Source organism: Amycolatopsis sp. CA-211722, assembly GCF_056828465.1.
On record NZ_CP184752.1, the window covers coordinates 6,322,939 to 6,343,718 of the forward strand.

20 protein-coding genes are annotated in these 20,780 nt (G+C 69.8%); 13 read left to right on the forward strand and 7 right to left on the reverse strand.

From position 1 onward, the window contains the following. Nucleotides 1–26 precede the first annotated feature (26 nt). Genes ACOCEP_RS29855 through ACOCEP_RS29885 form a run of 7 tightly spaced genes read right to left on the reverse strand, consistent with a single transcriptional unit; the run spans nucleotide 27 to nucleotide 6,195 of the window. Complete coding sequence (locus ACOCEP_RS29855; RefSeq protein ID WP_482332412.1) at nucleotides 27–1,220, reverse strand: cytochrome P450; 1,194 nt, start codon at nucleotides 1,218–1,220, stop codon at nucleotides 27–29. 36 nt (nucleotides 1,221–1,256) lie between these two features. Continuing rightward, complete coding sequence (locus tag ACOCEP_RS29860; protein WP_482332413.1) at nucleotides 1,257–2,447, reverse strand: cytochrome P450; 1,191 nt, start codon at nucleotides 2,445–2,447, stop codon at nucleotides 1,257–1,259. A gap of 46 nt (nucleotides 2,448–2,493) precedes the next feature. Continuing rightward, nucleotides 2,494–3,105: a hypothetical protein gene (locus tag ACOCEP_RS29865; RefSeq protein ID WP_482332414.1), complete on the reverse strand. Its 612-nt coding sequence runs from the start codon at nucleotides 3,103–3,105 to the stop codon at nucleotides 2,494–2,496. Beyond that, the gene (locus ACOCEP_RS29870) at nucleotides 3,102–3,512 is read right to left on the reverse strand and encodes an antibiotic biosynthesis monooxygenase family protein (protein WP_482332416.1); all 411 of its coding nucleotides are present in this window, start codon (nucleotides 3,510–3,512) and stop codon (nucleotides 3,102–3,104) included. Before ACOCEP_RS29870 ends, ACOCEP_RS29865 begins: the two co-directional genes overlap by 4 nt. Before the next feature lie 34 nt (nucleotides 3,513–3,546). After that, on the reverse strand, nucleotides 3,547–4,137 hold the full coding sequence (locus ACOCEP_RS29875) for an NADPH-dependent FMN reductase (protein WP_482332417.1): 591 nt from the start codon (nucleotides 4,135–4,137) through the stop codon (nucleotides 3,547–3,549). Nucleotides 4,138–4,174: 37 nt separating this feature from the next. Beyond that, nucleotides 4,175–5,371 (reverse strand): MFS transporter, encoded by a 1,197-nt coding sequence (locus ACOCEP_RS29880; RefSeq protein ID WP_482332418.1) that lies wholly within the window; start codon nucleotides 5,369–5,371, stop codon nucleotides 4,175–4,177. Nucleotides 5,372–5,412: 41 nt separating this feature from the next. Continuing rightward, nucleotides 5,413–6,195, reverse strand: a complete 783-nt coding sequence (locus ACOCEP_RS29885; protein ID WP_482332420.1) for an SDR family NAD(P)-dependent oxidoreductase — start codon at nucleotides 6,193–6,195, stop codon at nucleotides 5,413–5,415. A gap of 382 nt (nucleotides 6,196–6,577) precedes the next feature. Here ACOCEP_RS29885 and ACOCEP_RS29890 point away from each other — a divergent pair, with 382 nt between their 5' ends. From ACOCEP_RS29890 to ACOCEP_RS29950, 13 genes are all read left to right on the forward strand, one after another. Continuing rightward, nucleotides 6,578–8,050 carry an FAD-dependent monooxygenase gene (locus ACOCEP_RS29890; RefSeq protein WP_482332421.1) on the forward strand — a complete coding sequence of 491 codons (1,473 nt, stop codon included), beginning with the start codon at nucleotides 6,578–6,580 and terminating at the stop codon, nucleotides 8,048–8,050. A gap of 28 nt (nucleotides 8,051–8,078) precedes the next feature. Beyond that, the gene (locus tag ACOCEP_RS29895; protein WP_482332422.1) at nucleotides 8,079–8,402 is read left to right on the forward strand and encodes a TcmI family type II polyketide cyclase; all 324 of its coding nucleotides are present in this window, start codon (nucleotides 8,079–8,081) and stop codon (nucleotides 8,400–8,402) included. Next, nucleotides 8,399–9,670, forward strand: a complete 1,272-nt coding sequence (locus tag ACOCEP_RS29900; protein WP_482332423.1) for a beta-ketoacyl-[acyl-carrier-protein] synthase family protein — start codon at nucleotides 8,399–8,401, stop codon at nucleotides 9,668–9,670. The genes ACOCEP_RS29895 and ACOCEP_RS29900 overlap by 4 nt, the downstream gene beginning before the upstream one ends. Before the next feature lie 2 nt (nucleotides 9,671–9,672). Further along, nucleotides 9,673–10,881, forward strand: a complete 1,209-nt coding sequence (locus tag ACOCEP_RS29905) for a ketosynthase chain-length factor (RefSeq protein ID WP_482339846.1) — start codon at nucleotides 9,673–9,675, stop codon at nucleotides 10,879–10,881. 54 nt (nucleotides 10,882–10,935) lie between these two features. Beyond that, nucleotides 10,936–11,196, forward strand: coding sequence for an acyl carrier protein (locus tag ACOCEP_RS29910; RefSeq protein ID WP_482332424.1), 261 nt, complete (start codon nucleotides 10,936–10,938; stop codon nucleotides 11,194–11,196). A 34-nt stretch (nucleotides 11,197–11,230) separates the two neighbouring features. Next, the gene (gene fabG / locus ACOCEP_RS29915) at nucleotides 11,231–12,016 is read left to right on the forward strand and encodes a 3-oxoacyl-ACP reductase FabG (protein WP_482332426.1); all 786 of its coding nucleotides are present in this window, start codon (nucleotides 11,231–11,233) and stop codon (nucleotides 12,014–12,016) included. Nucleotides 12,017–12,020: 4 nt separating this feature from the next. Next, entirely contained in the window at nucleotides 12,021–12,989 is a 969-nt protein-coding gene (locus ACOCEP_RS29920; protein WP_482332427.1) for an aromatase/cyclase, read from the forward strand. Next, nucleotides 12,986–14,497 (forward strand): FAD-dependent monooxygenase, encoded by a 1,512-nt coding sequence (locus ACOCEP_RS29925; protein ID WP_482332428.1) that lies wholly within the window; start codon nucleotides 12,986–12,988, stop codon nucleotides 14,495–14,497. The genes ACOCEP_RS29920 and ACOCEP_RS29925 overlap by 4 nt, the downstream gene beginning before the upstream one ends. Continuing rightward, on the forward strand, nucleotides 14,470–15,375 hold the full coding sequence (locus tag ACOCEP_RS29930; RefSeq protein ID WP_482332429.1) for an LLM class flavin-dependent oxidoreductase: 906 nt from the start codon (nucleotides 14,470–14,472) through the stop codon (nucleotides 15,373–15,375). The genes ACOCEP_RS29925 and ACOCEP_RS29930 overlap by 28 nt, the downstream gene beginning before the upstream one ends. 59 nt (nucleotides 15,376–15,434) lie before the next feature. Beyond that, nucleotides 15,435–16,613 (forward strand): acyl-CoA dehydrogenase family protein, encoded by a 1,179-nt coding sequence (locus tag ACOCEP_RS29935; RefSeq protein ID WP_482332430.1) that lies wholly within the window; start codon nucleotides 15,435–15,437, stop codon nucleotides 16,611–16,613. 150 nt (nucleotides 16,614–16,763) lie between these two features. Continuing rightward, nucleotides 16,764–17,534, forward strand: coding sequence for an SDR family NAD(P)-dependent oxidoreductase (locus ACOCEP_RS29940; RefSeq protein ID WP_482332431.1), 771 nt, complete (start codon nucleotides 16,764–16,766; stop codon nucleotides 17,532–17,534). 289 nt (nucleotides 17,535–17,823) lie between these two features. After that, on the forward strand, nucleotides 17,824–19,221 hold the full coding sequence (locus tag ACOCEP_RS29945) for a helix-turn-helix transcriptional regulator (protein WP_482332432.1): 1,398 nt from the start codon (nucleotides 17,824–17,826) through the stop codon (nucleotides 19,219–19,221). A gap of 141 nt (nucleotides 19,222–19,362) precedes the next feature. Then, nucleotides 19,363–20,736, forward strand: a complete 1,374-nt coding sequence (locus ACOCEP_RS29950; protein WP_482332433.1) for a helix-turn-helix transcriptional regulator — start codon at nucleotides 19,363–19,365, stop codon at nucleotides 20,734–20,736. Nucleotides 20,737–20,780: the final 44 nt, after the last annotated feature.

The following is a 20,780-nucleotide window of genomic DNA, read 5'->3' on the forward strand; positions in this document are numbered from 1 at the left end:
GTCGCGGACCGCACCGGGCACCGGCTTCACCAGCCGACCGGCATCGCTTCCGGGGCTCGCAGGAGGCTGTGCTTCTTCCATTCGGGTTCCCCGGCGAGGTGCAGGCCGGGCAGTTTCAGCACCAGCGCGCGCAGCGCCTCCTGGAGCTGCAAACGCGCCAGCGGGGCACCCAGACAGCGGTGGATACCGTGGCCGAACCCGAGGTGCGACTTGATCTCGCGGTCCAGCCGCAGCTCGTCGGGGGCGTCGAACTCCCGCTGATCGCGGTTGGCCGCACCGTGCGACACGAGCACGGGTTCGCCCGCCCGCACCAGCGTCCCGCTGACCTCGACGTCCTCACTGGCGTAGTGCGCGAAGAGCGCGGTCAACCCGAGCGGGACGTAGCGCACCAGTTCCTCGACGGCCTTCGGAAGAAGATCGAGGTCGTCCTTCAGCCGGGCCCACTGTTCCGGCATGCCGAGCAGCACGTAGGCGAAGTTGGCGATCTGGTTGGCGGTGGTCTCGTGTCCGGCGATGAGGATCGCGACACACAGGTCGACCAGTTCGTCCTCGTCGAGCCGGTCTTCGGCGTCACGGGCCTCGACCAAGGCACTGAGGAGGTCGTCGCGGGGCGCGACGCGCAGTTCGGCGATCAGGGCGAGCATGTACTCGCGCAGTTCCTTGAGCGTGCGTGCGGCTTCCTCGACCGAAAGCTCGTTGCCCGCCAGCACCTTGTCGCTCCAGACGCGGAACTGGTCGCGGTCGGCGAGCGGGACGCCCAGCAACTCGTAGATCACTTCTTCGGGGATCGCCAGCGCGTAGTTCCGCATCAGGTCGCCGGGGGCGCCCGTGGCCACCATCTCGTCGATGAGCCGTTCGGCCAGCGTCCGTACCCGGGTGCGGAGCGCCTCCACGCGCCGCATGGTGAACGCCTTCGCGACCAGGGTCCGCAGCCGCGTGTGGTCCGGGGGATCGGTGGTCAGGATGCCGGTGAAGTTCCGGCCCTCGGCCATCCGCGGAACGTCCCGGTCGAGCGACATCGCGCGGGAGAAGCGCGGGTCGGCCAGGACGGCACGAGCGTCGGCGTACCGGGTGATGAGCCAGGCGGAATCGCCGAACGGCATCCGGACCTTGGTCAGCCCGGACGCGCGCTGCGCCTCCCGGTAGCCATCGTCCAGCGCCAGCCCGCAGGAATGGTTGAACGGATAGGCGGTGGTCTGCTCGGCGCGGTCAGCGCTCACGGTGTTTTCTCCTTCGCCACTTGGAAAGCTCACGGGTCACCAGCCGATCGGCAGGGTGTCCGGGCCACGGATCAACATCTCGGACTTCCATCGGACGTCACCCGCCAGATGGAGCCCCGGCATCTCGCGCACCAGCGCGCCGAGTGCCTCTTGCAACTCGAGCCTGGCCAGCGCCGCGCCGAGACAGTGGTGCGCTCCGTGGCCGAAACCGAGGTGGCTGTTGCCCACCCGGTCGAGGACGAGGTCGTCGGGGTCGGCGAACCGCAGTCCGTCCCGGTTCGCCGCACCCACCGCCACGAGGACCGGTTCCCACGCCCGCACCAGGACGTCGCCGATCGCGACGTCCTCGGTCGGATATCGCGGGAAGCTCGCGGTGGCGATGAGCGGAACGAACCGCATCAGCTCCTCGACGGCGGCGGGGAGCAGGTCCGGGTTCTCGCGCAGCCGGGTCCACGCGCCGGGCCGGGTCAGCAGCACGTAGACGAAGTTGGCGATCTGGCTGACGCTGGTGTCGTGCCCGGCGACCAGGATGCTGATACAGAGTTCGACGAGCTCGTGTTCGTTCAGTTTGTCCCCGACGTCGCGGGCTTCGATGAGCGCGGTCATCAGGTCGTCACGCGGTGCCGCGCGGTGGTCCTCGATGAGGCTCGCCATGTACGCGCGCAACTCGGCGAAGTTGCGTTCGTACTCTTCGGTGGTGAGTCCGCCGAGTGCCGTGATCGCCTCGGTCCACGCGCGGAACCGTTCCCGGTCTTCGACGGGGACACCGAGGAACTCGCAGATCACCGCGACCGGGATGGGCATCGCGTAGTCGGCGACCAGGTCCGCCGGCGCGGCGGCCCGTTTCATCGCGGCGATCAGCCCGGTGGAGAGCTCGGCCACCCTTGGCCGGAGTTTTTCGACGCGGCGCATGGTGAACGCCTTCGCCACCAGGGTGCGCAGCCGCGCGTGATCGGCGGGCGAGGTCATCAGAATGCCGCCGCTGCGGTGGTACTCGGCCATCCGCGGCTCGTCCTCGACGTTCGCCGTGGCCGGTACGAATCGCGGGTCGCCGAGGACGAACCGGGCGTCGGCGTACCGGGTCACCAGCCACGCGGGCCGTCCGTAGGGCATCTGGACCCGGACGAGGCCGGGGGTGTCCCTGGCGGCGGCGTAGGCCTCGCTCAGCGCGAGACCCTCTTCCTCGCCGAACGGGAAGGTGATGGGTTGGGGGGCCGTAGTGGTCATGGCCTGGCGGACTCCTCACTGTGAGCGGCGCGGGGACGGGCGAGCGTCAGGCGAGGTGCAGGCTCCGGTGGTGCCGGTACTGGTGGACGCTCAGCGGAGCGGGCAGGCCCGCGTACAGGTCGGCCATGGTGTGCCGCATGGTGTTCATATGGGCGTCGTGCTCTTCCTTCGTCTCCCACTCGGAGTAGAGGAGCGTGGACCGCCCGTCGAGTCCGATGTGGAAGCTGCCGGTGATCGGCTGGTTCAGCTCCGCGAGCGAGGACGATCGAGCCAGCAGGGAGTCGACGAACTCCTTGGCCCGCTCGGATCCCGTACTCGGCCGGAGCACGATGTTGAAACAGCCGGCGGTCCGGCCCGGGTCGGCCGGGGCGCTCCGGTACAGCCGGAAACCCAGCCGTGCCGGACCATCGGGGGACACCGGGCCGATCGCTTCCCAGTCACCCTCCGAGCGCCATTGGCTGATCGTGGTGACGACTTCTCCGTCCAGACTCGTGAAACACGCGACGGACAGCAGATCGACGGACCGCTCCGCGCTCCATCGGGCCAGGATCTTCTCGGCCAGTTCGTCCGGGGAGCCTCCTTCGCCGACCGGACTGATTTCGAGCAGCGACCAGGCCGCCTCCGGCCTGTCCATCGACGGCGGGCGGGACGGGGTCACGGCCGGTCTCCCGGGCCGACCACCAAGGCGGTCCCGTAGACCATCGGCCGGGCGGTGATGTGCAGCCCGTCGTCGTCCATCATGCGCTGGACCGCGGCCCGCCACGCGGGATTCGTCCGCGCCTTGGCGAGTGCTTCGCCGCTGTCCCAGTGGACGACGTTGACGAAGCCGAGGTCCGCGTTCTCGTCCAGCGCCCGGTACATCTTCGCCTGGACGAACCCGGGCTGGGCGGCCATCACGGTGACGTTGTCCTTCCAGCGGGTCAGGAACAGCTCCGCCTCGCCCGCCGGGACGGTGAACGCGTTGATCATCGTGACCGCGTCGGTGACGATCGCGTCGGTCAGTCCGACGGCCTCCTCGGCCCGCTCGCCGACGGTGGTGCGGGTCAGCCGGACGGTTTCGCTCATGAGCTCTCCTCGTTCTGGGCCGTGTGTCGCGGAGTCATCCCGCGCGGTAGGGGCGGACGGTTTTCGCGTCACGGAGCGCCAGCGCCCACCACAGCAGCTGATCGACCAGCAGCTTGGCCGCGCCGGTGGCACCTTCGGCGTCCACCGGTTCGCCGCCGGGCCCGAAAGTGGCCTGACCACCGTGGAAGCTGACGGTCTCGCGGACACTGACGGCGTGCAGTTCGGCGAAGACCTGGCGCAGGTGCTCGACCGCGCGCAGCCCGCCCGACATTCCCCCGTGGGAGACGAAACCGACCGGTTTCGCGCTCCACTCGGTCAGATGCCAGTCGACGAAGTTCTTCAGCACAGCGGGAAAGCTGTGGTTGTACTCCGGGGTCACCACGACGAACGCGTCGGCCGCGGCGATCCGCGGCGCGGTCTCGGCGAGTGCGGCGACGTCCGCCTCGTCGGGCTGGTGGCTCGGGCCGCCGGCGCTGAGTGAGACGTCGGCGAGATCGACGACGTCGACTTCGATGTCCTGGCGTTCGCGCAGCCGGGCGCCGAACCAGGTCGCGACGGTCGTGGTGAAGCGGCTCTTGCGCGCGCTCCCGATGATCAGGGCGACGCGGATGGCGCGGTCGGTCATGGAACTCCTCTTCTGCGGTGGTTCTCGGACAGGGCGATCAGGGAGCGGGTTCTCGGCGGCGGAGCCCGGTGAGCGCGACCGCGAGCCCGGCCGCGGCGGCGACGGCCACCGGGACGAGCGCGGTCCGGACATCGCCGTACGCGGTCAGCAGGAGACCTGCGGGCAGCACGGTGAGCACGGCACCCAGTTGCACGGACGTCTGAAGGACCGTTCCCGCCAAGGGACGGTCGTCCGGTGCCAGCCCCGCCGACGCTCCGGCGTTGAGCGCGGCGAACGAGCACAGGTAGGCGAGCCCGAACAGTCCGGTGGTGACGAGCACACCGCCGCCGTGCGGGCCGGGGAAGGGATCGGCCAGGTACAGGGCGCAGCCCGCGGCGGCGAGGACCGCGCCGGCGGCCACCGGCTTCGCGGTGCCCCAGCGGGGGATCAGGCGGCCCGCCAGCAGCGCCGAGAGCAGCAAGGTCAGGTAGAGGGGGGTGCAGACGAGGGCCGCGTGCCAGGCGGACCAGCCGAAGTCGTTCTGCAGCTGGAGGTTCACGATCACGAAGAGCCCGACCGACGTGCCGTTGAGGCAGGCGGCGCCGAGGGCGGACCGTCGTATCCCGCCGGTTCCGAGCAGCGCGCGGGTGAGCCGAAGCGGACGGGGCGCTCCGGCGGGTTCCGGCGGAAGGTGCCGGAGCCCCAACGTGATCAGTACGACGATCACCGGAAGCGGTACCAGGAGCGCCCAACGCCAGCTCGCCGCGCTGAGCGCGCCGGAGATCAGCATTCCCGCGGTCGCCCCGGTGGTGCCGAACAGGGAATACACCAGCATCGCGCGCCGCTGGGCGGGCCCCTGGGTGAAGGTCGTGGCGATGACGGCGATCCCGACGGGAGCCGTCAGCGCGGCACACCAGCCCTTGACGATCTCGGCACAGGCCAGGACCACCGGTTCGGTCGCGATCCCGCCGACGCCGGCGGCGAGACCGAAAACGGCCAGCGCGCCGAGATAGACCGGACGCCGCCCGAACCGCCACGTCAGGAACCTTCCCGGGGCCAGCGCCGAGCCGAACCCGAGCGGGAAGCCCGCGAGGATCGCACAGGCACCCCATGCGGAAAGTCCCAGTTCCTGGCGGAGCGACGGCAGCGCGACGCCCATCAGGACGATTTCGAGCGAGTCGACCAGCATCGTCCCGGCGAGCACCGACAGCAGTGCCCACCGGCGAACGCGCGCGGGCGAGGACAGCGTGGCCATGGATGCCTTTCACCACCGTTCGATCGCCGGGTACCGGGCCGTCAGCCGCCGAGCAGGGTGCCGCCGGTGGCGTCGAGGAACGCCCCGGTGACCCAGCGGGCGTCTTCGGAGGCCAGGAACGCCACCACGCTCGCGACGTCCTCCGCTTCACCGACCTGCTTGAAGGCGGACAGCTGTGCCATCTGCTCGACGGCCTCCGGAACGTCGAAGATCGGCTGCCCGTTGCGGGTGATGCCGGGGGCGACACTGTTGACCGTGATACCCCGCGGCGCGAGATACCGGGCGAAATGGAGCGAGAGCTGTTCGATGGCGCCCTTCGTCATCGCGTAGGCGATCTGATCGGGGTTCGCGAACCGGGTGAGACCGGACGAGATGTTGATGATCCGCCCGCCGGTACGGAACAAGGGAAGTGCGCGCTGCACGATGAAGAACGGCGCACGCGCGTTGACCGCGACGACCCGGTCGAACTCCTCGGGGGTGATCTCCTCCGGCGGCGTTCCGAGCGTGGTCGCTCCCGCATTGTTGACGAGAATGTCGAGACCGTTTTCCCCGGTCCGTTCTTTGGCCCCGCTTTCGAATGCCTGAATGAGTTCGTGCGCGTCTCCGGGAACACCGAGAACGGCGCGGACACTGAACGCTTTACCGCCATCGGATTCGATGGCGTCCACTGTTTCCTTGGCGGCCGCCTCGTTTTCACCGAAATGGACGGCGACCAATGCCCCGGCCTGTCCGAGTCGCACCGCGATGGCGCGCCCGATGCCTCGGCTCGATCCGGTGACGAGCGCGACCTTGCCCGTGAGGTTGCCCATTTGTGCGGTTCCCATCTGTGTTGGGTGACAGCGGTGGCAGGAGAGGATCCGTGCGGCGGCGACCGGCCGGCCGCCCTCGATTTCCCGGCGAGACCGGCCGGGATATTGACGACAGGTTCCTTTATCCAGGCTGCGTGAGAATCACTCAATCCTCTGTGATCCGGCTCACTCGGTGATAGTGGTCGGTCCGCAGGTGAGTTCGGCCGCCCGTAGTGGTCGGTCCGCAGTAAACGACTCGGCGGGTTGACCGGGGCGCCGATCTCCCGGTCAGATGGTGACATCGTTCGGCGGGAACGGGCCGACGTTCTCTGCTTTTCGTGTTCTGGGGATCAATCGCGTGCGCCGTTTCCGGCGTTTCGCGTTTCCATGGCGTTGACGTCCGCGTAAGGAGACTGCAGTGGATGCTGAGGTGATCGTGGTCGGCGCCGGCCCGGCGGGTCTCATGCTCGCCGGTGAACTGCGGCTGGCGGGCATCGGGGTGACCGTGCTCGAACGGCTCGACGAGCCCAGCGGCGAATCGCGAGGGCTGGGGCTCGCGATCCGGACGATGGAGGTGTTCGACCAGCGGGGGCTGCTGCCGAGGTTCGGTCCGCTGGAAACCGGGAACTTCGGGCATTTCGCGGGACTGTTCCTGGACTTCGGCGTGCTGGACAGCGTGCACGAGTCCGCGAAGACCGTGCCGCAGGCACAGACCGAGAACGTGCTCGAGAAGTGGGCCTTCGACCTCGGCGCGGACGTGCGCCGCGGAACGGAGGTCGTCGGCCTGCGGCAGCGGGACGACCACGTCGAGGTCCTCACGCGCGGCGACGGCGGGACACGGCGGCTGAGGAGCCGGTACCTGGTCGGTTGTGACGGCGGCAGGAGCACCGTGCGCAAGCTCGCCGGCTTCGACTTCCCCGGCACGTCGTCGACGCGAGAGCTGCTCATGGCGGACGTCGCGGGGATCGACGTGCGCCCGCGCATGATCGGGGAGCAGGTACCCGGCGGCATGGTGATGGCGGCCCGGATGCCCGACGGGAACACGCGGCTCATCATGAGCGAGCACGGGAAGCCGCCGCGCGCCCGATCCGAACCGCTCGGTTTCGCCGAAGTCGCCGACACCTGGCGACGGCTCACCGGCGACGACGTCTCGCGAGGCGAACCCGTGTGGACGAGCGCCTTCGGCAATGCGGCGAGGCAGGTCACCCGGTACCGGCAAGGCCGGATCCTGCTCGCGGGCGACGCGGCCCACGTCCACCTCGCCGCCGGTGGGCAGGGGATGAACACCAGTATCCAGGACGCGGTGAACCTCGGCTGGAAGCTCGCCGCCGTCCTCCGGGGCACCGGTACCGGGGAATTGCTCGACTCCTACCACGACGAACGGCATCCCGTCGGCGAGCGTGTTCTGCTCAACACCCAGGCGCAGGGACATCTGATCCTGTCCGGCGCCGAAACCGCGCCGCTGCGCGCGGTCCTCGCCGAGCTCACCGAACTCCCGCAGGCGCGACGGCACCTCGCGGCGATGGTGAGCGGTCTGGAGATCCGCTACGACGTCGGTGGCGGCGGCCATCCGCTGCTGGGCAGGCGGCTCCCGCACTGGGTGCTGTCGACCGCGAACGGCCGGACCGACACGGCGTCGCTGCTGCACCACGCCCGTGGCGTGCTGCTCGATCTCCGGGACAACCCGGTCCTCCGCGCCCGCGCGGCGCACTGGTCCGATCGGATCGACATCGTCACCGGCACGCCGGTGGGGGACACGGTCCGTGCCGCCGAGGGTACGGCCGCGGTCCTCGTCCGGCCGGACGGCCACGTGGCGTGGGCCGCTCCCGGCACCCACCACGATCTCCCGTCGGCGCTCACCCGATGGTTCGGCGGCCCACGGTCCCACTGAGCTTCCCGAGGAAAGAGGAGTGCGGAACATGCACAGCAATCTGATCGTCGCCCGGATGCGGCCGGAGTCGGGCGAGGACGTGGCGAAACTGTTCGCCGAGTTCGACACCACCGACATGCCGCACCGCATGGGCACCCTGCGCCGCCAGCTGTTCAGCTACCGCGGCCTGTACTTCCACCTTCAGGACTTCGCCGGGGAGAACAGCGGCGAGCACATCGAAGAAGCGAAGAGCGAACCCCTCTTCCAGCAGATCAGCGCGGATCTGAAGCCCTACATCGAGCCGTACGCGCCGGACTGGCGTTCGCCGTCCGACGCGATGGCCACCCGGTTCTACACGTGGGAGCGCGCATGACACGGCGACGGGTCGTCATCACCGGCATCGGAGTGGTGGCTCCGGGCGGGGTCGGGACCAAGGAGTTCTGGAACCTGATCAGCGAAGGGCGCACCGCGACGAGAACGCTGTCCCTCTTCGACGCTTCGGCGTTCCGGTCGCGGGTCGCGGCCGAGGCCGACTTCCATCCCGAACTGCACGGGCTGCGGGCCGCGGAGATCCGCCGCATGGACCGGGCCGCGCAGTTCGCGGTGGTGAGCACCGCTGAGGCGGTCGCCGACAGCGGACTGGACCTGGACGAACTGGATCCGTACCGGATCGCCGTCACCATCGGCAGCGCGGTCGGGTCGACCATCGGGCTGGAGAACGAGTACCGCGTCGTCAGCGACGACGGGAGATTGAACCTGGTGGACCACAGCTACGCGCCGCGCCAGCTCTACAACTACTTCGTCCCCAGCTCGTTCGCGACCGAGGTGGCCTGGCGGACCGGGGCGCAGGGGCCGGGCACCGTGGTGTCCACCGGGTGCACCTCGGGGATCGACTCGGTCGGCCACGCCGTCGAGCTCATCCGCGAAGGAACGGCGGACGTGGTGATCACCGGGGCGACCGACGCGCCGATCTCCCCGATCACCGTGGCCTGCTTCGACGCGATCAAGGCGACCACCGTGCACAACGACGACCCCGAGCACGCGTCGCGGCCGTACGACCGGTCCCGCAACGGGTTCGTGCTGGGCGAGGGCGCGGCCGGCCTCGTGCTGGAGGAGTACGGGAACGCCCGGCGGCGCGGCGCGCACATCTACGCCGAGATCGTCGGCTACGCGTCGCGATCCAACGCCTACCACATGACCGGTCTGCGCCCGGACGGCGAGGAGATGGCCGAGGCGATCAAGATCGCGCTCGACGAGGGCAGGCTCGCGCCGACGGACGTCGACTACGTGAACGCGCACGGCTCCGGCACGAAACAGAACGACCGGCACGAGACGGCGGCGTTCAAGCGCAGCCTCGGCGACCACGCCCATCGGGTGCCGGTCAGCTCGATCAAGTCGATGATCGGTCATTCGCTCGGCGCGATCGGCTCGATCGAGATCGCGGCTTCGGCGCTCGCCATCGAGCACGACGTGGTGCCGCCGACGGCGAACCTGCACGACCAGGACCCCGAGCTCGACCTCGACTACGTCCCGCTCGTCGCCCGTGAGCAGAAGACGGACGTCGTGCTCAGCGTCGGCAGCGGATTCGGCGGGTTCCAGAGCGCCATCGTGCTGACCGCGCCGGGAAGGGCGGTGGCGTGAGCGTGACGAACACGGTGGTGACCGGGATCGGGGTCATCGCGCCGAACGGCATGGGTGTCGACGACTACTGGGCGTCCACTTTGGCCGGTGCGAGCGGGATCGGCCCGATCACCCGGTTCGATCCGTCGGGCTATCCGGTCCGGCTGGCCGGCGAGGTGTCGGGTTTCGACGCGGCCGAGCACTTGCCGAGACGGCTGCTGCCGCAGACCGACCACATGACGCAGCTGGCCCTCGTGGCCGCGGACTGGGCCTTCGCCGACGCCGAGGTCCGTCCGGCGGAACTCCCGGACTTCAGCGCCGGCGTCGTCACGGCCAGTTCGGGCGGTGGGTTCGAGTTCGGGCAGCGGGAGCTGGAGAACCTGTGGAGCCGCGGAAGCAAGGCCGTCAGCGCGTACCAGTCCTACGCCTGGTTCTACGCGGTGAACACCGGGCAGATCTCGATCAGGAACGGGATGCGCGGGTTCACCGGGGTGGTGGTCAGCGACCAGGCGGGCGGCCTCGACGCGCTCGCACAGGCGCGACGGCAGATCCGGCGGGGCAGCAGGCTGATCCTCGCCGGCGGCGTCGACGGCGCGGTCTGCCCGTGGGGCTGGGTCGCGCAGATGACCGCGGGCCGGATGAGCGGTTCCGACACGGTGGACCGGGCATACCTGCCCTTCGACGCGGACGCGACCGGCCACGTCTCCGGCGAGGGCGGCGCGCTGCTGGTCCTCGAAGAGGAGAAAGTGGCCAGGGAACGCGGGGCGCGGGTCTACGGCGTGTTCTCCGGCTACGGGGCGGCCATGGATCCGAAGCCGGGATCCGGGCGGGAACCGGGACTGCGCAAGGCGATCGAGCTGGCGCTGGACGACGCGGGGGTTTCGCCGACCGAGGTGGACGTGGTCTTCGCCGACGCCGCCGGGGTCTCGGAACTCGACCGGATCGAGGCCGAAGCGATCGGAGACGTCTTCGGTGCCGGCCAGATCCCCGTGACGGCGCCGAAAACGATGACCGGACGGCTCAACGCCGGCGCCGCCTCGCTGGACGTCGCCGCCGCGTTGCTGTCCATCCGGGACGGTGTCGTCCCACCCACCGTCAACGTGCGCTGCGCTCCCGAATACGACCTCGATCTGGTCGTCGGGCAGCCCCGCCCGGCGCGGATCCGGCACACCGTGGTGCTCGGCCGGGGATACGGCGGTTTCAACGCCGCGGTCGTGATCAGCGCCGGGTGAGCGAACCGTTCCGAGCAAAGCACCGCCCGACGACGCCACCGGAAAGGGAAAGCCATGACTCAAGCCTTCACCGTCGATGATCTGGCCCGCATCCTCCGTGAGGGGGCGGGCGAGGACGGCGGCCTCGATGAATCCACTGTGGACATGTCGTTCGACGAACTCGGCCTCGAATCGCTCGCCCTGCTCGAAGCCACCGTCCTCATCGGACAGCAGTTCGGGGTCGATCTCGACGACTCGGTGCTGACCGATGTCGGCACCCCGCGGGAACTGATCAAGACCGTCAACGATCGCCTGCTCGCCGCGAAGACCGGTTGACCGGACGCGGACCGAAACCACCCACGGAGGAACGATGACGCAACCGGACAGCCCGACAGCCCTGGTCACCGGGGCCACCAGCGGGATCGGACTCGCCGTCGCGCGGCGGCTCGGGGAGCAGGGGCACCGGGTGTTCCTCGGTGCCAGGACCGCGGAGAACGTGACGGCCACGGTGAAGTCCTTGCAGGAAGAGGGATACGACGTCGACGGCACCACGCTCGACGTCCGTTCGCGCACGGACGTCGAGAGCTTCGTCCAGGCGGCCGTCGGCCGGTACGGGACCGTCGACGTCCTGGTGAACAACGCCGGGCGTGCGGGCGGCGGGGTGACCGCCGACATCGCCGACGAACTCTGGGACGACGTCCTCGACACCAACCTCAACAGCGTGTTCCGGATGACCCGCGCGGTGCTGACGACCGGTGGCATGCGCGCCAAGGATCGCGGGCGGATCGTCAACATCGCCTCCACCGCGGGCAAACAGGGTGTCGTGCTCGGTGCTCCCTACTCGGCGTCGAAGCACGGCGTGGTCGGATTCACCAAGGCGCTCGGCAACGAGCTGGCACCGACCGGCATCACCGTGAACGCCGTCTGCCCCGGCTACGTCGAAACGCCGATGGCCCAAGGGGTCCGGGAACGCTACGCCACGGCCTTCGGCACTACCGAGGAAGCGATCCTCGACAAGTTCACCGCGAAGATCCCGCTGGGCCGGTACTCGACGCCGGAGGAGGTCGCCGGGCTCGTCGGCTATCTCGCCTCCGATCTCGCCGCGTCCATCACCGCTCAGGCGCTGAACGTCTGCGGCGGCCTCGGCAACTTCTGAACCTATGACCACCGAATCCCCGTACGAAAGGACGATCGCCATGCCCGCTGCCGGTCCGAGCGAGGTCGAACACGAGATCACGGTTGCCGCGCCGGCGGAGGCGGTCTACCGGCTGATCGCCGAAGTGGAGAACTGGCCGCGGATCTTCCCACCGACCATTCACGTCGAATACGTCGAACGAGGGGACCGCGAGGAGAGGATCCGGATCTGGGCCACCGCCAACGGCGAGGTGCGGAACTGGACTTCGCGCCGGGTGCTCGACCCCGCGGCGCGGCGGATCGAGTTCCGGCAGGAGGTGTCCCCGGCGCCGATCGCTTCGATGGGCGGTGCCTGGGTGATCGAGCCGCGTGGCCCGGGGGAGTGCCGCCTCCGCCTGCTCCACGACTACCGGGCGATCGACGACGATCCCGCCGACCTGGCGGGGATCGCCAAGGCCGTCGACACCAATTCCCGCAGTGAACTGGCCGCGTTGAAGACGAACCTGGAGGCGGTCGCGAAGACGGAGGAGCTGACGTTCTCGTTCGAGGACAGCGTCCGCGTCGAGGGGTCGGTGAAGGACGTCTACGACTTCGTCAACGAAGCGCAGCGCTGGGCCGAGCGGTTGCCGCACGTCGCGTCGGTCCGGCTCGACGAACAGGAGCCGGGTCTGCAGACCTTGGAGATGGAGACCCGCACCAAGGACGGGAACACCCACACGACCAAGTCGTACCGGGTCTGCTTCGCCCCGAACAAGATCGCCTACAAACAGGTGACCCTGCCCGCGCTGCTGGCGCTCCACACCGGCTACTGGACCTTCCAGGAGGACGGCTCCGGCGTGGTCGCGACCTCCCAGCACACGGTGGTGCTCGACCCGGACAACATCGCCGCCGACGCGGAGATCGCGAACGTGAAGAAGCTCGTCCAGGAGGCGCTCAGCACCAACAGCACGGCGACCTTGGGCTACGCCAAGGCCCACGCCGAACGCGGCCGGTGAAGCCGGGGGATCGGGCCCAGGTCGTCGTCGTGGGCGCGGGGCCGGTGGGATTGATGCTCGCCGGCGAGCTGCGGCTTGGCGGCGCGGAGGTGGTCGTACTGGAGACGCTGGCCGAGCCGACGACCGAGTCCCGCGCGTCGACCCTGCACGCGAGGACCATGGAGATCTTCGACAGCCGCGGTCTGCTGGCCGGCCTCGGCACGCCGCCGTGCGACACCGTCGGGCATTTCGGCGGTATCCGGATGGACCTGACCCTGCCGGGCCCCTATCCCGGACAGTGGAAGGTGCTGCAGGCGCGCACCGCGGCGATGCTGGAGGACTGGGCCCGCTCGCTCGGGGCGGACATCCGCCGCGGGCACGCCGTCGACGGCCTCGTGGTCACCGACGACGAGGTGCTGGTCGAGGCGACCGGCCCGGACGGCCCTCGGACCGTCGCCGCCGGGTACGTCGTCGGATGCGACGGTGAGGAGAGCACGGTCCGGCGGTTGACCGGCGCGCCGTTCCCCGGCCGGGACGCGGGACGGGAGCTGCTGCGCGGCGATGTCGCCGGGATCGACGTGCCCGGCAGGCGGTTCGAGAGGCTGCCGCGTGGGCTCGCGGTCGCGGCACGGCGGCCGGACGGCGTCACCAGGGTGATGGTCCACGAGTCCGGTCGCGCCCCGCGGCGGCGGGAGGCCGAACCGGAGTTCGGCGAGCTGGCCGCGGCCTGGCTCCGGGTGACCGGCGAGGACATTTCCGGCGGCGAACCGTTGTGGGTCAACGCCTTCGACGACACCTCCCGGCAGGTGGCCCGCTACCGGGACGGCCGGGTGCTCTTCGCGGGCGACGCGGCCCACCGGCAGATGCCGATCGGGGGACAGGCGCTCAACCTCGGTATCCAGGACGCGGTGAACCTCGGCTGGAAACTCGCCGCGGTGGTGACCGGCAGGCTCCCCGCCACGGCGCTCGACAGCTACCACGACGAGCGGCACGCCGTCGGCGCGCGGACGCTGGCCGACATCTCCGCGCAGGCCGAGCTGCTCTTCGGCGGGGCGGAGATCGAGCCGCTGCGCGAGGTGTTCGGCCGGTTGCTCGGCCGGCCGGGCGTCCGGGCCGAGCTGGCCGGGGGGATCAGCGGGACCGGCCTGCGCTACGAGCTCGGCGATGGCCTGCCGACGCTGGTGGGTCGACGGCTTCCGCTGGAAGCCCTGGGCGGTGCCGGTGCCTCGGTTCCGGCGCTGCTCCGGGACGGCGGGGGCCTGCTGCTTCTGCTCGGCGGGACCGCCGAACAGCGGGAGCGCCTCTCGGCCACGGCGTCGGCGTGGGCGGACCGTGTCGAGACAGCGCTGGCACCGGCGGTCGCGGCTCTCCCACACGCCGTCCTCGTCCGCCCGGACGGTTACGTCGCCTGGGTGCCGGAGGGGCCGGTCTCCCTCGAATCCGCGTTGCGGCGCTGGTTCGGCAGGCCCACGGATCTCGAATTTCGCACGGAAGGGGACAGATGGCGACTCAGCTCGATGTCGGAATAGCGCTGGGCTACGGGACGGACGACGACGAACAGCCGGGACGGCGGCTCGCGGCCGACGCGCGGCACGCGGAGTCCGCGGGCCTGGAATCGGTGTGGACCGGCGACCAGTTGATCTCCGACCTGGCACCGATGCCGGACAGCACCCTGGTGCTGGCCACCATCGCGGCGGCGACCGAACGCATCCGTCTCGGGTTCGCGGTCATGGTGCTGAGCCAGCGGCCGGTGGCGTGGGCGGCGAAGCAGATCGCGACCCTGCAACGGCTTTCCGGGAACCGGGTGCTGCTCGGGGTCGGGGTCGGCGACGAGAAGCACGGGTGGGACGGCTTCCGCGCGGCCGGGATCGATCACCGCCGGCGCGGGCGGCGTACCGATGAAGCGCTGGAGGTGCTTCCCGGCCTCGTCCAGGGCAAGCCCTGTGAACTCGGTGGAGAAACGGTGCGGCTGGCACCGGCCGCGCCGATGCCGCCGTTGCTGTTCGGCGGCCGCGGCGCCGCGATCCGCCGGTGCCTGCGCCACGGCGGCGCCTGGATGGCCGCGATCGACGCTCCGGCGAACGTCTTCGCCCAGGTGCCGGAGATCGCCAGGAAGGCGGAGACGGCGGGCGTCGCGGTGCCGGAGGTCGTCGTCACGGTCGGTCTCGCGCTGGGGAGCCCGACCGCCGGCGAGATCGACCAGCAGGTCCGGATCCTCGCCGCGCACGGGCTCACCGACGCCGAAGCGCACGCCACGATCATGCGCGGAACCGCGGACGACGGCGCCGAGTACCTCGCGTCGCTGGCGGCGGCGGGCGCGTCCAGGGTGGTCGGGGTGCCCTTCTCCGGCGACTGGCACGAACAGGCGGAGCTGTTGGGCCGAGCGGCTACCCGTCTCACGAGGTGAACGTCTCCGGGCACCGCCGGAGCAGACAGCACGACAGCCGAGCCGACGAGAGGTGGACGATGACCGAAACCGTGGCGCCGAGCAGGGAAGAACTGGTGGAGCGGGCGGCGAAACTGGTACCGCTGCTCCGGGAAAACGCGGCCTGGATCGACCGGCACCGGACCATTCCCGACGAGGTGATCGGAGCGTTGGAGGAGACCGGCATCTTCCGGATGCAGGTGCCGGTCGAATACGGCGGTTTCGAGTCGGACGCGCGGACGCTGGTGGACGTGCACGCGGAGCTGGCGAAGGGGAACACCTCGGCCGCCTTCTGTGTGGCGGTCTATTCCCTCCAGAACTGGATGACGGCGCTCTGGCCGGACGAAGTGCTGGCGGAGGTGTTCGCCCGGCCGGACGTCCGGGTGTGCGGCGGCGGGGCCCCGACCGGAACCGCGACCCGGACCGACGGCGGCTACCTGATCAGCGGGGAGTGGGCCTTCACCAGCGGTGTCCGGCACAGCCACTGGAAGCTGAGCGCGGCGAAGACCTCCGGGCCGGACGGCGAGGGCGGCGTGTTCGCGCTGCTGCCGGTCGACGCGCTGGAGCTGCGGGACGACTGGGACACGGTCGGCCTGGAAGGCACCGGAAGTGTCACCACCGTCGCGAAGGACCTCTTCGTGCCGGACCGGCATGTGCTCGACGCGGCGGTCTTCATGGCGAACCCGTGCCGCTCGGTGACGAACTCCGCCAAAGGTCTGTATCAGGTACCGATTCCGGTCACCGCGACCGTCGCCATGGTCGGGGTGCTGCTGGGCGCCGCCGAATACGCGCTGGCGAGTTTCCTGGAGCGTCTTCCCGGCCGTCCGATCAGCTACACGGACTACCCGAGCCAGGCCGAGGCTCCGGTCACGCACCTGCAGGTCGGGGAGGCGGCGATGCTGATCGAAGAGGCGTCGACCCGGGCGAGGCTCTTCGCCGACCGGATGGCTGAGAAGACCCGTGACGCCGAACCGTGGAGCACGACGGAGCGGATCACCTCACGGGTGCAGATCGGGCGGGTCGGGCAGTTGTGCAAACAAGCCGTGGAAATCCTGGCTTCGGCGAGCGGCGGGTCCTCGATCTACCGCCACGTGCCCATCGTGCGGATCCACCGTGACGTCCACGCCATGCTGCTGCACGGATTCTTCAACCCGCAGACGAACATCGAGCTCTACGGCAGGCATCTGTGTGATCAGGAACCCAACACTACGTACTTCTGATCGCCGGCGGGGACACCATCAGAGTGATCTTCGCTGGCACACGGGGAAAGGAGATCGAGATCGGCCGGGCCCCCGGTAGTGTCGGCGGTACACCGCGCCCGCTCGGCGGAGGTTCCGGTCGGCGCGTCCCCGCGCCGAAGGAGACACCGCATGACCGGTACCCGGACCCTGGCCGCGAAGACCGTCATCGTGACCGGAGGGACTTCCGGAATGGGCAGGGCCATGGCCTTCCGCGCGGCGGCGGACGGTGCCTTCGTGGTCCTGGCCGGGCGCGACGAGGAGGCGGGCAAGGAGATCGTCGCGGTCGTCGAGGACAACGGGGGATCGGCGACCTTCGTCCGCACCGACGTCACGGTCGAGGAGGACGCCGAAGCCTTGGTCGAGCACGCTTTACGCGCGCGGGGACGCGTCGACTGCGTGTTCAACAACGCCGGCGCCATGGCCCCGGCCGGCCTGGTCCCCGAGGTCGACACGAACTCGTGGCGTGCCGGGCTCGAGGTCAACCTCACCAGTGTGTTCTTCGGGCTGAAGTACCAGATCCCCGCGCTGGTGGCCGGTGGTGGCGGGGCGATCGTCAACAACGCGTCCCTGCTCGGTGTGCGGGGAATCGTGGGCGCGTCCGCTTACGTGGCGGCGAAGCACGGGGTGATCGGGCTGACCAGGGCCGCCGCGCTGGAGTTCGCGGCACAGGGCGTACGGGTGAACGCGTTGGTGACCGGGCCGGTCGACACTCCGGGTCTCTGCTCCACCAGCGGAGACGCCTGCCGGGCGGAGCTCGTCGCGGACGCGGTCGCGCACACGCCGGCGGGCAGGATCGGCGAACCCGAGGAAGTCGCGGCGTTCGCGACCTTTCTTCTCGGCGATGAAGCGAAATTCATCACCGGCGCCGCGCTCGCGATCGACGGGGGTATGTCGGCCTGATTCTCCACCGCAGTTGTTTCCTTGGTGTTACAGGGTTTTTCCCGACATGGAAAGGGGTCGCGTACGGCGGTGCACCCGGTCGTCGGCACGGGTTCCGATGTCCTATTCCGTCCCACGAAAGTCGTTGGACAGCATGGTGGGTTTCGGGTAACGTGGCCGGTGACTCGTTGGGGGAACGGGAAATTGGTTCTTGTCAAGGGTTTCTGTCGCGCTGAACTCTGAATCGCGTGGCAGACGGTCGAGAACCGGTTGGGGGACAAGGTTTATGCTGGTTGGCCAGGATGAATCGGTGACATCACGCGAATCCGTCCGGAACGATCAGTCGCCCGGCGCGGGACGGCGGATTCCCGAACAACTCCGCCGGTCGCCCGTCGCACCGCCTGGACATTCTTTTCTCGCCTCGATTTTCCGTCCCGGTGACCGGATCCCCGTCGGCATCGGTGCCGATTCCGATCCGGTGCCGGTGGCCGTCGGTGCGGAGATCCGCCCTGACGAAGGGGATCGTGGCCATTCGGCCCTCGGGTCGTGCTTCGCCGCACAGGCGATCCGGCAGACCTTCGCCGGCACGCAACGCTTCACCGCGGTCCGCCTGGCCGAACACGCGTTGTCCGACCAGGGCTGCCTGCGGCAGCTGAACTGCGTCTGGTCCTCGCTGATCACGTTGATCCACGCGGGCAATCTGGTGCGCGCGGACGAACACTGCGCCCGCCTCGCCGCCGAGCCGTACTGGGCGGAAAGCCCGCTCGCCCGCAAGACGCTGGCGATCCTGCGCGCGCGGATCTGTTCGGTGGTCGGTGATTCGAGGGGCGCGCTGGCGCTGTACGACGAGGTGCTCGAGGGTGGGGCGCCCGCGTCCTTGCGCGCGACCGCGGTGGCCTGGCTCGTGCAGACGCTGGTGAGCGTCGGCAGGACGGGAAGCGCGGTGGAGGTGCTGGCGGAAAACGGTTTGGACGGCGCGGTTCCGCACGGGCTGCCCGGCAGGGCCGACCTGTTCGCCGCGCGTGGTGCGGTCGCCGTCGCGGAAGGCCGTTCTCTCGACGCGCTCACGGAGTACCGCGCGTGCGGCGCGGAACTGGACAGAGCCGACGTCGTGAACCCGGCCGTGGTGCCATGGCGCCCCCAAGCGGCCCTCGCCGCCCGTGCGGTGCGGCAGAACGAAACCGCGAAAAGCCTGGCGCACACGGAGTTGGTGCGGGCGAGGCGATGGGGAGCCCCGGGCACCGTCGGGAGAGCGTTGAGCGTGGTGGCGGCGCTTCACGGCGGTCGCCGGGCCGCGGACTGGGCGAGCGAGGCCGTCGGGCTGCTCGAGCTCGCCCACGCCTGGGTCGAGCTTCCGTTCGCGCTGACCATCCACGGGACCATTCTGCGTGACCGGAACGATTTGGGCGGTTCCCGTAAACAGTTGCATCGAGCGATCACGATCGCGCGCGAATGCGGCAGCGGGTACTGGGAGGATCAGGCGAGAGCGGCGCTGGAACTCGTGGTCGAACCGCAGAAGCTGACGCGCCAGGAGGTCGAGGTGCTGAAGCTGGCCGGCGTCGGCTATCAGAACACCGAGATAGCCCAACGTCTGTCGCTGGCCAGGAGGACGGTGGAATTCCATCTTTCCTCGGTCTACCGCAAACTCGGGGTGTCGAGCAGACGCGAGCTGCCGTCCTCCGCCGAGATGTGTCTGTGGTTCGGCTGAAACACCGGCCGCCCCGGTAGTTTCCCGTCTTACTCGTGGTGCCCTTCGCAGCGTCGCGAAACCTCTCTGAGTGGCTGCCGTGGGCGTCGTCGAGGTGCGGTTTGTCCAAGAAATCGTCGTGACGGAAGGGACCGGCTCGCCATGGACGACCGCTACATCATCGATGCCCGCAGACGACGCGCCGAGCTGGCACGCAATGCCCGCTGGGCGGACGCGAGCGCCGTCGTTCGCGAGATCGTGCACCGGACGACCGCAAGCGGTGACGCGATCGGGAACCTGGTCTACGTGCCGGGCGGTGCCGAGGCGGAAGCCGCCGCGGTCGAGGGCGCGGCAGGCTTCGCGGCGGACGCGCGCGCCGATGTCGTCGAAGCGATGCTGCTGGCGAACGCGGGAACCGACCGGCGGCAGGCGGTCTCGCTGGCCTTGCGATCGCTGGAGGAGTCCCGGCGTGAGGACGTCTACACGTTCTGGTGCGCGCTGATGACGTTGATCCACGCCGATGAATTCACGCTGGCCGATCGGGAATGCTCGCTCGCCGCGTCGCAGCCGTTCTGGACCCGGCTCCCGTCCCGCCGTCACCTTCTCAGCCTCTTGCGGGGCAGGATGCTGGCGCTTTCGGGAAAGCTGCGTGAAGCGCGGCAAGCGCTGTCGCGGCTGGTGTGCCTCCCCTCGGGCCCGGGGGAACTCGCCGCGATCTGGCTCATCGAGGTGTTCGCGGAAGTGGGCGACGTCGGGAACGCCACCGATCTGCTGCATTCGCACGGGATGCTCGGTTCCATCGAGGACGGCCGGGACCGTCCGCTGATCCTGGCCGTCCGCGGCGCGGTGGAGTTCGCGGCCGGCCGGTTCGAACAGGGCCTGGACAACCTGCTCGCCTGCGGCCGGGAACTGAGCGCGTGGTCGGTGTTCAATCCCGCGGTCGTCAACTGGCGATCCCGCGCCGCGCTCTGCGCCTCCGCGTTGCAGCAATGCGATCTGGCCACGTCCCTCGCACAGGAGGATCTTCTGCACGCCCGGTCGTGGGGAACGCCGTGGGCGCGGGGCGCGGCCCTGCACGCGCTCGGTCTCGCCCGGTGTGATGAGCACGGTGCGCAGCACCTCCGTGAATCGGTCGCGGCGATCTTCCAGGGAGCGACACAGAGCGAGCGGATCCGGGTGTGTTTCGATCTCGGTCTCTACCTGTGGCGCCGGCTGAGCTATGAGGACGCCCGCAAGATGTTGACGCTCGCGCGGGATCTCGCCGATTCGTGCGGCAGTGTGGTCTGGTCGGAACGTTCCCGGGTCGCGCTCGGCAAGATGAGCGGCGAAACCGCCGGTTCGGTGCTGACCGAACGGGAAGCGCTGATCGGCAGCTTCGCTCGCGCCGGACTGAGCAACAAGGAGATCGCCGAACGTGCGAACCTCACGGTCCGGACGGTCGAACAGCACCTGTCGAGCGCGTACCGGAAGCTGGGCATTTCCGGCCGGGCGGATATGGCCTACGCGATGGTCAATCCGTGTTTTTCGGCCGGGTGACGCCCTTCGGCGGGACGGGGCACCGGAGCGGTGGGGGCCTGGGG